Here is a 12,938-nt window from a genome sequence, read left to right as displayed (position 1 = left end):
TTCATGTTAACTATTAATAAATTTTATATCATGTTTGAAGTCATTTTCTCTTTAGAGCCGAAGGATGCCAGAGAGATTGAAGGAAGATGGATAAATCTTTAACTGAAAAGGAAAAGAGCAGTCGACGAAGATGCATTAATGAAATTATCTAAACCTGGAGCTTGTTTGAATTCATTTGAAACATTCATTTTCGTCATATCCTGGCTCAACCGACGAGAAGATTGAAGTATTCATAGATCTTGCCGACGGATCGATCTACTGATACCACACGGATTCAAACGCCAAGCCACTTAGAGATTTCTAGAAGCTTTAATGCATGAAAGAAGAGAATCACAGATGAATTAGACACTGTTGCCTATTCATTAGAAATCTTTCAACACTTATATAAGCACCAAGGTGAATCTATCAAGTGCGTGGGGCACCCATGCGGATAGAACGGAGAAACAGATCCCGGAAAGGCGAGACTCTATGTAAGTCCTCTATATTTTCTTTGGGCCAAAATCTTGCCCAGATCTTTAAGTCCCTATTACATCATTAGGGTTGATCAAAAAAAGCCAGTCCTCAAGGGACTGGCTTTTAGAAAGGAATCTTTCTTACCTATTAGAAACGGTACATTAACTGTGTGTAGAAGAAGTCAATATCCTCAGCGGTTCCAGTATCATCTAGGTAATCACCTGCAAAGAAGTGACTATACCCCATAAGAACTGCTGCTCCTGGTAGAAACGGTAATGGATATTTAGCCGTGATATCAATTTCGTTACCTATGTAACCTTCATCCGTTGTTGATCCTGCCCGTAGAAAACCTCCCCCAACGTTTGTTGTAGCTGCGTCCGTATCTTCACGGAAGAACATATGATGATCTATGGCTACGGTTAACTTCTTGATAGGTGAGAACTTGATGCCAGTTTTCCAGTCGATGGTGTTGCCGCGACCTAAAGCATCGATGAAACCGAAATAAGCGTGCCCAAGGGGGAACACTTGGTCGTAGCTTGCACTACCCATTTCAACACCAGTGTATAGCCATGGCTTAGCCCAAACATCCGCAAAGGTATATCCAATATGACCACCGAGCATATAAGCAAAGTCATCATCAGTTGCAGAATTCAAAAACTGGAAAGCTAACTCTAACTCATAGTCAAATCCAGTATCACCAATCTTGGAAGCACGACGTGCCCCAATGGTGTGAGACGAGTTATCTTCAGCGTTGGAAGCATTACGCCCGATGTAATAAAAATCTCCGATATTCTTATTCTCTAGGTAGGCACCCCAGATAGTGCTGGCACCATTTCCTGTATCTTCGGTTCCTGCAATGTTATCAAACTCAAATTTGTCAACGGGAACAAACCATGCATAGAAAGGAGTAAGCTTCCAGTCCTCATATTTGATAATTGAGCTAAAGCCATCCCACTTACGATAGTTGTTCACCCATGGTAATGGTGAAATTATACGTTGCTTACCGAATAGGAATTGTTGACGACCACCGCGGAGCGTCACATCCGCATCTCCAATCTCCAAATTGAAATCTACAAATAGATTTAACAGGTCTCCCTCGTTGGCGTCTAGAGCTGAACGAACACCACCTGGTAGACTCCTGTCGTCAGGTATATGCGCATAGATCCCTTCAGCGAAGACTCTGAAGTATTTAGTCACATGCAAATCGGCATGCGCTTGATAACGGCTTAATAAAAATGTATCATCATTATTGCTATTGAAACCGAAGTTATTCCAAACCTCTACCCGCTGACGTACTTGTCCACCTAGACTTAGGTAGATGTCACCTTTTTCATTGAAAGGGATGTATTTAAGAGGATCGGTAAATAACTTATTATCCAGATCCTTCATAACAGACCAATCCTCATTGTAGCGCAACCAACCGATTGTTGGTCTCTCCGGTTTGGATGCACAGCAGCCTCCGCCAGATGAACAACATGTAGGCTCAACAACATCTAGTTTTGCAGCCATACTAGAACCCGCATACGAGCTCAAACCTAAGCTCAATATACAGCCAACTGTAATCATTACTTGTTTTATCATATTAATTTCATTACTCCTTTGCTTAATTACTATTAAAAATCTTACTTATTGTCGACAAGAATCTTCGAAGGTTTAATGTGAGCTCTCTCTTCCAAGAAAGTAATTAAATGCTCACGTAATTCGTAGTATTGGGGATCATCCATAATCTCATGTCTGTCCCTTGGTCTTTTGAAGGGAATTTCAAGAATATCACCCACTTCAGCCTCCGGACCGTTAGTCATCATCACGACTCGATCCGCCAAGAAGATGGCTTCATCCACATCATGTGTGACCATCATAGCTGTTAGGCGTTCACGGTTCCAAAGCTCGAGTAAAACGTGCTGTAGCTCGAATTTGGTTAATTTATCGAGCATACCAAAAGGCTCGTCTAATAGTAACATTTTAGGTGACAACGCGAATGCTCTGGCTAAACCCACCCGTTGTTTCATACCTCCTGATAACTCAGCAGGCATCTTATGCATCGCATCTGATAAACCCACTACAGAGAGGTAATACTCCACCACCTGCTCTCTTTCTTCTTGAGAGACATGGCTATACACTTGATCAACACCCAACATCACATTATTGTAGGCTGTCATCCAGGGAAGTAAGCACGGAGATTGGAAAACAACTCCGCGATCAGGTCCCGCTCCGTCAATTTCGCGATGGTCTAGAACGACGCCACCCTCTGTGATTTCATTAAGCCCAGCGACCATTGATAATACCGTAGACTTTCCACAACCAGAGTGCCCGATTATACAAACAAACTCACCACGCTCCATTTTCAAGTTAAAGTCTCTAACGATAACCGCTGGCCCTTTCGGGGTCTTGTAAGTCTTACCTAAATTCCAAGTCTCAAAGAAAGCTTTTTCGTCCATTATTTTTCTCCTACAAAGCTACAGCTTCCGCCGGCACTTCCTTCTTTTTATTTCCAAATAAGGTAAATCCCTTGGGTTGACTTAGATCCTTAGGCTTCACATTTGGCAAACTCACGGGCCGGGCTGTGCTGTTAGCAAATTCTTCTTCTTTTTGGGCTAAAAGATAATTAATAATCTCATTGCGCATTTCTTTATAACGTGGATCGTGATTCATAGACTTACGATCTCTAGGTCTTGGTATATCAACTTGAAGTTCAGGTCCAAAAGTAGCATTAGGGCCCAGGCTCAAGGGTATAATTCTATCTGCCATGTAGAGGCCCTCATCTACGTCATTCGTGATGAGAATAATAGTCTGATTCATGGCCTCCCATATATCCAGAATCTGGTCTTGAATGACGCTTCTGGTCAAAGCGTCCAAGGCGCTCAAAGGCTCATCAAGTAGTAGAAGCTCTGGCCTCGTAGATAAAGTCCTAGCTACGGATGTTCTTTGTCTCATACCCCCTGAAAGCTCACCTGGACGCTTGGCTAGTGCAGGGGTAAGATTAACCATCTCCACTGCATCATGCACACGCTTCCTACGCTCCTCTGCAGATTCATTAGAGAAAACCTCGTTAACTGCTAGTTCTACATTGCCTTCTACCGTCAGCCAAGGTAACAAAGAGTAGTTTTGGAAGACCAGGCCTCTTTCTGGATTAGGACCGTCAACTTCCTTACCTTTATAGACGACAGCACCCTGGTCTGGCGCAATCAAACCCGCCAATAGATTCATCAGAGTTGTTTTACCTGTGCCTGAGTAACCGACTATGGCTAAAAACTCACCCTTTTCTACTTTTAGGTTCATGTTTTCCAGCACTTCAGTCCTGGCCTCTCCGGAACCATAACCTTTGCTCACTTTACTTAACTCCAGGTATGTTGACATAATTTTATCTCCTATAAAGCTTTCACTAAATAAACCGCTCTACTCGTTTAAATGGCTTGCTCCTCAAAACTTACTAACTTCTGTAAGACAAACATGATTCTATCCAAGACAAAACCTATCGCACCGATCCAGAAGACAGCACAAACAATCTGAGCCATACTCTCCGTAGAACCATTTTGGAAAGTATCCCATACAAATTTTCCTAATCCCGGGTTTTGCGCCAACATATCCGCAGCAACCAGAACCATCCACCCCACTCCAAGTGAGAGGCGAAGACCTGTAAACATGAGTGGCAAGGATGCTGGCAAAACAATCTTCCATATACGCTGCCACCAACTAAGTTTTAAAACCTTAGCTACATTTAAGTGATCCTTATCTATGCCTGCCACTCCAAAAGCCGTGTTAATCAAAGTAGGCCACAAAGAACATAAAGTTACTGTTCCAGCTGAAATAAATAATGCTCTAGTTAGTAGCTGCTCGCCTTCAGCAGGAGTGTAAAGAGCTGTAACAAATACAAAGACAATCGGTAACCACGCTAAGGGCGATACTGGCTTAAAGATTTGGATAAGAGGATTTAAAGCAATATTCACATACTTACTTAATCCACACATGATTCCAATAGGAACCGCAATAAAAGTGGCTGCAAAAAAACCCACTGCAACTGTAAATAAACTAATCCACACCTGGGTATAAAATGTCGGTGGCCCAACATATTCCCTCGCGCGATATTTAGCTGCTTTCTCAGTGTCACCTTTCCCCTCAGCTTTCAGCGCAAGTTTCTCCATACGCCCTTTAAAATCCACAGCCTTTTTATCTTCAGTCACTGCAAACTCATGAATCCCTTTCCATGCACTCCACGTTTCTGAAGGGCTTGGAATTTTCATACTATCGGTTTTGACCTTATCGGCAGCAAATGTCCACAGGGCCATAAACCCACCTATAGCGACAATCGGTAAAACAATGCTGATTACAATTTGCCTGATTTGCTTCTCGGGTTCATCCCCGGCCGCTAAACGCACAAAAGGAGTAAAGAACCCTAAACCGAGCTTGTCCAAGGTATGAGCTACCTTATTGACATTAAATACCGACTCCTTTTTAGGCTCTTGTAAAGGATTCTTCTCGTCTTTTTTAGATTCTGTTAATGTTGAGGTGCTCATCGTTTTTTGCCTTTCCAATACTCCCTCTCTACCTAATTCAAGGCAAAGAGGTATCTTACATATATTTGTTAAAGTTAATTTACTCTTTTAAACCAATTTTGAAGCTCTTGATGTAATCGTTAGGTTTCTTGCCATCATATTCTTTGCCATCTATGAAATCCGTGGTCGCCGCGCGGAAACCATCTGTTCCAAACGGAAAGTCAGATTCTTTGAAATGACCATCTGCAATAAGTGCTTTCGCTGCCTTTTCGTAAATAGCGGGCAGGTAGATTTTCTTAGCCATATCAAAATACCAATCATCCGGATAGTTTTCTTTGATCTGTCCCCAACGTTTCATTTGCGTTAAGAACCAAATACAATCACTATACCAGGGGTATGATGCGTTATGACGGAAGAAGACGTTGAAGTCTGGCATGGGTCGCTTATCACCAGGCTCAAATTCAAAGGTTCCCGTCATACTGTTGGCAATTACTTTATAATCCGCTCCCACATAGTTTGGTTGTGATAGAAGCTTACATGCTTCTTTGCGATTTTCTATGCTGGCATCTAACCAATGTCCCGCACGGATCAAAGCCTTTGTGATAGCTAGATGAGTATTGGGGTATTTGTCTGCCCACTTCTTATTCACACCAAATACCTTCTCAGGATTGTTCTTCCAAATATGATAGTTAGTGGTAACCGGTACACCGATCTTCTTAAAAACAGCTTGCTGGTTCCATGGCTCACCCACGCAGTACCCCATGATGGTTCCCGCTTCAAGTGTTGCCGGCATTTGAGGTGGTGGTGTTACGGACAACTCTACCTCAGCACCCATCACACCAGGAATATTCTCTTCTTTGCTAGCAGGATCATAATAGAAACCTGGGTTAATTCCAGAAGCTGCTAACCAGTAACGAATCTCATAATTGTGTGTACTGACAGGGAAAACCATACCCATTTTCATAGGCTGTCCCTTTTCCTTCATATCCTTTACAATGGGAACCAAACTATCTGCTGGGATCGGATGAATAGGCTTTCCGGAATCATCTTTTTTCACTGCGGGCTTCATCTTCGCCCATAGGTCGTTTGAGACAGTAATTCCATTTCCATTATAATCTAAACTGTAAGAGACAACGATGTGTGCTTTGGTTCCAAATCCATAAGTCGCTGCAATAGGTTGGCCTGCCAGCATGTGCGCACCATCGAGCTCTCCGGTGATCACGCGATCGAGTAGGACCTTCCAGTTCGCTTGAGCTTCAAGTTCTACAAATAATCCCTCTTCTTCAAAAAAGCCTTTTTCCTTAGCAATGACCAAGGGCGCGCAATCTGTTAGCTTGATAAAGCCAAACTTTAAATCTTCCTTTTCTGGATCCTCCGCCTGCAAACTCGTGCTTAGACTCATTACTGACAAAGCCAACGTAACTATCCCCTTACATATGTGGCTACTCCACTTCCTCATTCTACCATTAAGTTCCTTTTTCATTTTTTCTCCTATCTTTGGGTTTGTTAAATAAATTTTGATTCCTATGCCAATAACGTTTGCCGATCAGCATTCTTTACTTCTTTCACCTGCTGTTCCATTTCATAGAACAAATCCATGCGAAATGTTTGCTCAAGCATGTCTTTCACTTCCTTTTCCTGCAAATAAGGGTACAAAACCCCCTCCTCTAAATTTCTCCAGACCCATGTTGCTTTTTTAGCCAGCGGCGCATTCGCTTGGTCATCATAGAAAACTATAAAATCCTTGTGTGTAGTACTATTTTTGCGCTTTTTAGGTAAACGGCCTGATAAGGAATCACTCACTACAGACTCTTTGACGTTCAGATATGAACGATGAGAGAGTAACTTGGCTATCTCCGAGAAATTTTCCTCCTTCGAACAAATTTCACACGCTTCTAGGATAGCAGCCCCCATGGCTGTATATTCCGTTCGGTAGTTATCGACAAATTCCCTCGAGGCTAGGAGAACTTTTTCAGGGTGTCCGGGTGCAAGTTCTTCGCTTGTATTGATAATAACCCCAACTCCCTCAAGCGCCGTTAATGAATTCCAAGGTTCACCAGCACAGAATCCATCAATATTTCCCTCCTTCATATTAACCGCCATCAAAGAGGGCGGTAAAACAACTACTCGCACATCTTTGTCCGGATTGATACCTCCAGATTTCAGCCATTGCGTTAACAAGAAGTAATGCGAAGAAACCATAGAAACAGTTCCAAACGTATAAGAACGCTTTTTGGATTCTAGGGAGATTCGAGTAGCCATACCTTTGGCATTTACAACTCCTGCATCAAATAACTTTTTCGATATCGTAATAGCGTTACCATGACTATTTATAACTAACCCTGTTACACAATCTCTCTGCTGGCAACGAATACCTAATTGAGCAGAGAAAACCAGACCAGCAGGAGCATGCGCCGCTTGAAGCTCTCCAAAAACCACTTTATCGCGAATGCTCGCCCAACCCAATTCACGCTGAAGCCGAACTTGGACACCATACTTATCAAATAAACCAAATTCCTGGGCGACAATTAATGGAGCAGCATCAATGAGAGGTACGTAACCAACGTAGAGCTTGCCAACGTAGCTCTTTGTAGGTACAGTCTTCCTTGTCTTGGTCATTTTAGGTCTAGCCATCTATGATCTACAAAGCAATTCAGGGGCCTTACGTGCCAACTTCCTAAATTTATATATTGAATTGTTTTGCTAAATCACATTAATATTATTCATGCCAATCGAGCCTCTTGACAGTCGCCAACTAAGGGCGCTTATGTTAGTTGCTGATAAGCAAAGCTTTACGTTAGCCGCTAAGGAACTTAACCTCACCCAATCAGCTGTGAGCCATGCTATTAAGAGCCTGGAAAAAGATGTTAACTGCAGCCTGGTAGACCGCGTGGGCAAGCGTGCAGATCTTACAGAGGCAGGTCGCAAACTGTTAAGATCTGCACAAATTATATTCACTGAAATGGTCAATATTCGCCAGGAGCTGCAAAAGTCTACTAGATGGGGCCAATCTACCCTGCGAATAGGTGCTACCACAAGTATATGCCAATATCTTCTTCCCCCTGTTCTCAGGGAATTTAAAGAAAGTTTTCCCGAGTGTACCGTCAACATCGTTCCCGGAGATACGCCTGAGATCTTGAGTAGTTTGCAGCAAAACAGCATCGATATCGCTATAGCACTACAGCCCTTTGAAGCTGATTTCTGTGGCTTTAGACCTCTATTTAAGGACGAGCTTAAATTTATCCTAAGCCCAATACACTCCTGGAATAATCTCAAGAACATCAGTCAAGAACAACTGAAACTTGAAAAGTACATCCTATACAACAAGCGAAGTCATACCTATCGCCTGATCGATATTTACTTCAGGGCTCTGGATATAGAACTACCCTCAAGTCTAGAGCTGGGCAGCATGGAAGCCATTAAAGAGCTGGTTAAGGTTGGTATGGGGGTAAGTATTGGAGCTGAGTGGGTTGCTGCTCAGGAGTTACAAGAAGGCTCACTTACGATGCTCCCTTTAGGTCGCAAAAAACTTTATCGCAATTGGGGCCTTATGTATCGCAAGGGTAGACGCCTAAGCATTACTGAAGAAACACTATTCGGCCTGTGCTCCTTAGCTGCAGAAAACCTTATGCTACCACAAAAGTAGGTCTATAATTCTAAAATTGGATTACTCAGAAGCGTGTGGCCAAAACGCGTTTATCTTTTATTCCCCAGTCTTCAGTTAACTTCTTAATCCTATCCGTTAATCTGCTCTGGGCTGTTCCAATTAGCAAAGAACTTCCTGTTTTCAGGTCGGCAAACTTCTACTACCATCTTTTCAACTTGAACCATCTTTTTCATAAGACTTTGAAAAGAGTAATCCTTGCTCGATAAGGATTCCTTTATATAAAATAGTGTTTCTTGTGGATAAATAGCTCCCATAGGCTGGTAAAAGCCATCCATTTGCACTACCCAACCGCATCCAATGGTGACCCGCTTCATTCTCCCAGATAAAAAATCTGCCGTCATAAAAGGCATGTCTACTGCCAGCAGCACCAGGTGCGACGTATCCATTGTTTCGAGAAGTGTACACAGACCGCCTATAGGCCCCTTATCAAATTTCCCATCATCCTTATCCAGCACGACAGCATACTTATCTGTCGCCCAGGATGGAACCTTCTTAGCTGAAAGATATAAAGTCTGAATGCTTAAGGACTCTAACTTGCTAAGCTGCCTTTGCCACAGTGTCTCCCCGCAAAACTCCAGAAGAGCTTTATCTTTACCCATACGCTTAGATTCACCACCAACTAGTAAGGCTGCACTGAAACTAAGATGCTGCGTCATCGAGCCTTTTACTTTCTTATCGGTCCACTTTTAAAATTCCGTCCGAAAGAATTCTTGCTCGCAGCCCACCTCGCCCTTTGAGAAAGGTTTCTGCACCTGGACCAAAAGCTTGATCCATCCATGCACAAGGGGAGCACTCACTATCACCTTGAAATCGAACCCCTTGAATCTCAAAATCCTGACCAATCCATTCATTCAAATCAACCCCTTGAGTAATCACATTCCTTCTAAAAACGGATGGATCTTTATCTATCACTTGTAGATGTTCACGAAGCGCTTCGTATACCTCATAAGCAAAGAACGTAATCTGACCCTTGTAATTTTCTTTGTAATCAAAAAAACGATCTCCCTCAATCCCCTTACCTGCAACGCATTGAATCGATTCCTCCTCAAGCGTCTCATTATCTCCAGGAGGCTTGCCAAAATGACCGTAAAAATTATGCCCCGGTGAAATGTAAATATGACAAATTTTCATCTGATAAAACATACACTAATACCTGTTACTCCTTATTACGACAGAAAAGAAAGATATCCCATCGACCCCATTTCTAACGAAGAGGCATCATTATTCATTGGGGCTAAGACATAGACGTAAAAAAAGTCTATTCGTAGAACCATGGAGTATTTCAGGACTAAGCTCGACGAGCTCAAAGTCACTGAGATTATTCTGCTCACCGATGATTCTTGATGGCAAAAGGGAATCAAGATTACCTGTTGCAGAACCACTGCTAGTACCATAAGAAACAGCATTAGATCGATTCCAAAGAACAATCCGATCAATGGCATGACCTTGAGATCGGACACTTATTTGAAATGTATATGATTCCCCAGCTACTAGCGGCCAGTAGATAGCCTTGGGATTATCATCAACATTTCTTGCCTCCCAACTCCAGTCGAAAAAACGGTTCATATAGATTTTATACCAATCACCAGTAGGCACCAGTTCTGACTCATTTGATGGAATGACGGTATTACCATCGCTATCTATTATTCTAACATAACTATCATTACTTTGCGTAGGATCGAAGCCTAATGTAATATAAGAGCGCCACTGCAATTGATAATCTCCAGATTGAGTCATTTTAAAGGGATATTCTAATATCCCATTACCAGGGGAGCTTCGCGATGTGGATGCCACATAATAAGAACTTGCCGTGAAGCCAAGGATAGAGGTCTCTTGCGACCAAAAGTCGTTTAGGGCTGCAAACTCCGCATCCATTAATAGCAACCCATTTTCCTCTAAATAATAAGGGTCTTCTTGTGAACCCTGATCTTCTTCGTTGAAAAGTGTTTCATCTAATTGAACAGCTACAGTGCCGTTACTTTCCCATGATCGATACCAATTTTTTAGATCCGTAGACCACTCTGGAATCCCACTTACAGCATCCTGATTAATGCCTCGTCTAAAAATTGTTTTGAAATTAGCACCATCCCAAACAGTATTTTGAAAACCATAAAATTCAGCCGGATCATTACGATCAGTGCCTTGGAAAATTTCTAGCATGTCGAGATCTCCATCACTGTCTGAATCTAGTGTAGACTCATCATTCGGGATAGAGGGACTAAATCCATTTGCCAACTGCCAAGCTTCTGAGCCTTGATCTAAATCACTTGCTTCTGTAAAAATAATTGAGGGCAACAAGGAATCGATAATACCTGTTCCAGATCCTGTATCAGTTCCATAGGAAACAGAATTTGCTCGATTCCAAAGGAGAATCCGGTCAATAGCGTGTCCTTGGGAACGAACACTGATTTGAAATGTATATGATTCCCCAGCTACTAGCGGCCAGTAGATAGCCTTGGGATTATCATCAACATTTCTTGCCTCCCAACTCCAGTCGAAAAGACGGTTCATATAGATTTTATACCAATCACCAGTAGGCACCAGTTCTGACTCATTTGATGGAATGACGGTATTATGATCGCTATCTATTATTCTGACATAACTATCATCGCTTTGCGTAGGATCGGAACCTAATGCAATATAAGAGCGCCACTGTAATTGATAATCCCCAGACTGGGTCATTTTAAAGGGATATTCTAATATCCCATTACCAGGGGAGCTTCGCGATGTGGATGCCACATAATAAGAACTTCCCCTGAAGCCAAGGATAGAGGTCTCTTCCGACCAAAAGTCGTTTGGGGCAGCAAATTCTACATCCATTACCAGCAAACCACCAGCTTCATGATAGTACCTAAGATCTCCCGCTAATACCGAATAGGAAAAACTCAAAAGCACCATAGCTATTAAACTGAAAATCTTGTAGCTCATAAAACTTTTTAGCATATTTAGAATGGGCATGCAAAATACAGACATCTGCATCTAAAATATGTTACCCTGCATCGAAACTATTCTAAAAAAATTTCTACCACATTACACTGAGCAAAAATATAGGGACCCCAAATATAGTATAAGCCATTTCTTATCAACCAAGCCTACGCCGCAAGAAATCGAAAGAACAAAGGTCTTAAACTGGCGATTCAGGATATTCGCCACAACTCACACAAAATTAATAACCTTAAAATTATATTACCCAAAGACCTCTTGTTTAAGATCCCGGAAAACGGTGAGCTCTCCCCAATGTGCCCCCGACATCTTGCGAGCACCAGAAGTCCTTTTTTCATAAGTAGAGGTGTTTGAAGTATCAAGTTGATAGTCTTTGGCTAGCTGAGCGACCTGCTCTTTCTTTTTGATAAACCACTCATTGACAAAGTCCTTACTACCAAACACCGCTCCATCACTCATATACCTGACCCGACATCGTAATACCTCTTGAAGCGATAACTTACCTCCTTGTTCTATCACCTTCCTCACCTGCTTGGCATCGTAAGAAGCTACTGCCTTTTGTTCACTTCCCTTGGCTTTCACCTGCGCTTTGGTTACATCAGTGGCTTCTAAATAGAGTAGCTTCCTATACTCTCTCTGTGTGGCATCCCACCTGACTCGATTGTAAATGGCCTTCAAACCGAGCTGAGCTTGCTTACATCCTCCTACGGCCTGTCCATAGCCACACCACCGATAATCCTTGGGATCAACGACAACCTTGGCTCTGACACTATTAAGATCAATATAAGCAGCCACTGCTTGCAGTGCTGCTTCACTATTTTCTACTAAAAGACTCTTGAATCTCTCGGCCCATACTGTTCCATAACGCCTCTTACCGCCATTCTCTTTGGCTACACGAGAACGGTTATACCAAATGGTAAAGCGCTGTTTTAACTCCTTCATAAAGAAAGAAACATCTCCCATGCGTTTTAAGGCTTTCTCTCGTTCTTGATCGGCAAGGATTCCTCCTTGTTTCAACAATGATTCTAAGCACTCTGCTTTCTTGGGCTGCCTGGGATATAAAAGAGCAAAACGACAAACTAATTCAGAATCGGAAATCTTCTTATCTAGTTGATCTAAGGGGACTCTGACTAAAACATGAAAATGATTACTCATAATCGTATAAGTAATCACTTCTACTCCGCAAAAGGCAGCAACCTGATAAATCTGTTTTCTAAGCACCTCTTTTTCGGTTTCTTTAAGTAGCCACATCCCACCCACACAGCGACTCATACAATGATAAACTGCTGCTCTATCCTCTACCTTAATTCGCGCGCTTCTCATTAATCTCCAACAACTTATAGACATTTTCAGAAATTGTCAACATAACAGGGTCTGTCCCT

General features: G+C 42.3%; 11 protein-coding genes. 1 reads left to right on the top strand and 10 read right to left on the bottom strand.

Features of this window, described 5'->3' with window-relative positions; genetic code table 11:
• Positions 1-600 precede the first annotated feature (600 nt).
• The 6 genes from AAGA18_15210 to AAGA18_15185 all read right to left on the bottom strand — a co-directional run bounded on the left by AAGA18_15210 (position 601) and on the right by AAGA18_15185 (position 7,580).
• Positions 601-2,034: an alginate export family protein gene (locus AAGA18_15210; GenBank protein ID MEM9446690.1), complete on the bottom strand. Its 1,434-nt coding sequence runs from the start codon at positions 2,032-2,034 to the stop codon at positions 601-603.
• Positions 2,035-2,075: 41 nt separating this feature from the next.
• Entirely contained in the window at positions 2,076-2,891 is an 816-nt protein-coding gene (locus AAGA18_15205) for a nitrate ABC transporter ATP-binding protein (protein ID MEM9446689.1), read from the bottom strand.
• Positions 2,892-2,901: 10 nt separating this feature from the next.
• Entirely contained in the window at positions 2,902-3,810 is a 909-nt protein-coding gene (locus AAGA18_15200) for an ABC transporter ATP-binding protein (protein ID MEM9446688.1), read from the bottom strand.
• Positions 3,811-3,857: 47 nt separating this feature from the next.
• Positions 3,858-4,967: an ABC transporter permease gene (locus tag AAGA18_15195; GenBank protein ID MEM9446687.1), complete on the bottom strand. Its 1,110-nt coding sequence runs from the start codon at positions 4,965-4,967 to the stop codon at positions 3,858-3,860.
• A gap of 79 nt (positions 4,968-5,046) precedes the next feature.
• Positions 5,047-6,429: a CmpA/NrtA family ABC transporter substrate-binding protein gene (locus AAGA18_15190; protein MEM9446686.1), complete on the bottom strand. Its 1,383-nt coding sequence runs from the start codon at positions 6,427-6,429 to the stop codon at positions 5,047-5,049.
• Between the two features lie 41 nt (positions 6,430-6,470).
• Positions 6,471-7,580: a CmpA/NrtA family ABC transporter substrate-binding protein gene (locus AAGA18_15185; GenBank protein MEM9446685.1), complete on the bottom strand. Its 1,110-nt coding sequence runs from the start codon at positions 7,578-7,580 to the stop codon at positions 6,471-6,473.
• Positions 7,581-7,671: 91 nt separating this feature from the next.
• On the opposite strand from AAGA18_15185, the gene AAGA18_15180 reads away from it, so the two are divergent.
• Positions 7,672-8,592, top strand: a complete 921-nt coding sequence (locus AAGA18_15180; GenBank protein MEM9446684.1) for a LysR family transcriptional regulator — start codon at positions 7,672-7,674, stop codon at positions 8,590-8,592.
• Positions 8,593-8,681: 89 nt separating this feature from the next.
• Here AAGA18_15180 and AAGA18_15175 read toward each other — a convergent pair whose 3' ends face one another.
• From AAGA18_15175 to AAGA18_15160, 4 genes are all read right to left on the bottom strand, one after another.
• Positions 8,682-9,269, bottom strand: a complete 588-nt coding sequence (locus tag AAGA18_15175) for a molybdenum cofactor guanylyltransferase (GenBank protein MEM9446683.1) — start codon at positions 9,267-9,269, stop codon at positions 8,682-8,684.
• Positions 9,270-9,285: 16 nt separating this feature from the next.
• On the bottom strand, positions 9,286-9,744 hold the full coding sequence (locus AAGA18_15170; protein MEM9446682.1) for an MOSC domain-containing protein: 459 nt from the start codon (positions 9,742-9,744) through the stop codon (positions 9,286-9,288).
• Positions 9,745-9,834: 90 nt separating this feature from the next.
• The gene (locus AAGA18_15165) at positions 9,835-11,541 is read right to left on the bottom strand and encodes a hypothetical protein (protein MEM9446681.1); all 1,707 of its coding nucleotides are present in this window, start codon (positions 11,539-11,541) and stop codon (positions 9,835-9,837) included.
• A 258-nt stretch (positions 11,542-11,799) separates the two neighbouring features.
• Positions 11,800-12,879 carry a transposase gene (locus tag AAGA18_15160; GenBank protein ID MEM9446680.1) on the bottom strand — a complete coding sequence of 360 codons (1,080 nt, stop codon included), beginning with the start codon at positions 12,877-12,879 and terminating at the stop codon, positions 11,800-11,802.
• Positions 12,880-12,938 lie beyond the last annotated feature (59 nt).

This window comes from Verrucomicrobiota bacterium, from assembly GCA_039192515.1.
Classification (GTDB): domain Bacteria; phylum Verrucomicrobiota; class Verrucomicrobiia; order Methylacidiphilales; family JBCCWR01; genus JBCCWR01.
The sequence above is the reverse complement of the archived record's forward strand: the minus strand, read 5'-3'. Positions and strand labels throughout refer to the sequence as shown.

What these genes read in the sequence shown, in the direction of transcription:
- AAGA18_15195 (MEM9446687.1), bottom strand. Translation starts at nt 4,967, where the DNA reads ATGAGCACCTCAACATTAACAGAATCTAAAAAAGACGAGAAGAATCCT.
- AAGA18_15210 (MEM9446690.1), bottom strand. Translation starts at nt 2,034, where the DNA reads ATGATAAAACAAGTAATGATTACAGTTGGCTGTATATTGAGCTTAGGT.
- AAGA18_15170 (MEM9446682.1), bottom strand. Translation starts at nt 9,744, where the DNA reads ATGAAAATTTGTCATATTTACATTTCACCGGGGCATAATTTTTACGGT.
- AAGA18_15180 (MEM9446684.1), top strand. Translation starts at nt 7,672, where the DNA reads ATGCCAATCGAGCCTCTTGACAGTCGCCAACTAAGGGCGCTTATGTTA.
- AAGA18_15175 (MEM9446683.1), bottom strand. Translation starts at nt 9,269, where the DNA reads ATGACGCAGCATCTTAGTTTCAGTGCAGCCTTACTAGTTGGTGGTGAA.
- AAGA18_15185 (MEM9446685.1), bottom strand. Translation starts at nt 7,580, where the DNA reads ATGGCTAGACCTAAAATGACCAAGACAAGGAAGACTGTACCTACAAAG.
- AAGA18_15200 (MEM9446688.1), bottom strand. Translation starts at nt 3,810, where the DNA reads ATGTCAACATACCTGGAGTTAAGTAAAGTGAGCAAAGGTTATGGTTCC.
- AAGA18_15165 (MEM9446681.1), bottom strand. Translation starts at nt 11,541, where the DNA reads ATGAGCTACAAGATTTTCAGTTTAATAGCTATGGTGCTTTTGAGTTTT.
- AAGA18_15205 (MEM9446689.1), bottom strand. Translation starts at nt 2,891, where the DNA reads ATGGACGAAAAAGCTTTCTTTGAGACTTGGAATTTAGGTAAGACTTAC.
- AAGA18_15190 (MEM9446686.1), bottom strand. Translation starts at nt 6,429, where the DNA reads ATGAAAAAGGAACTTAATGGTAGAATGAGGAAGTGGAGTAGCCACATA.
- AAGA18_15160 (MEM9446680.1), bottom strand. Translation starts at nt 12,879, where the DNA reads ATGAGAAGCGCGCGAATTAAGGTAGAGGATAGAGCAGCAGTTTATCAT.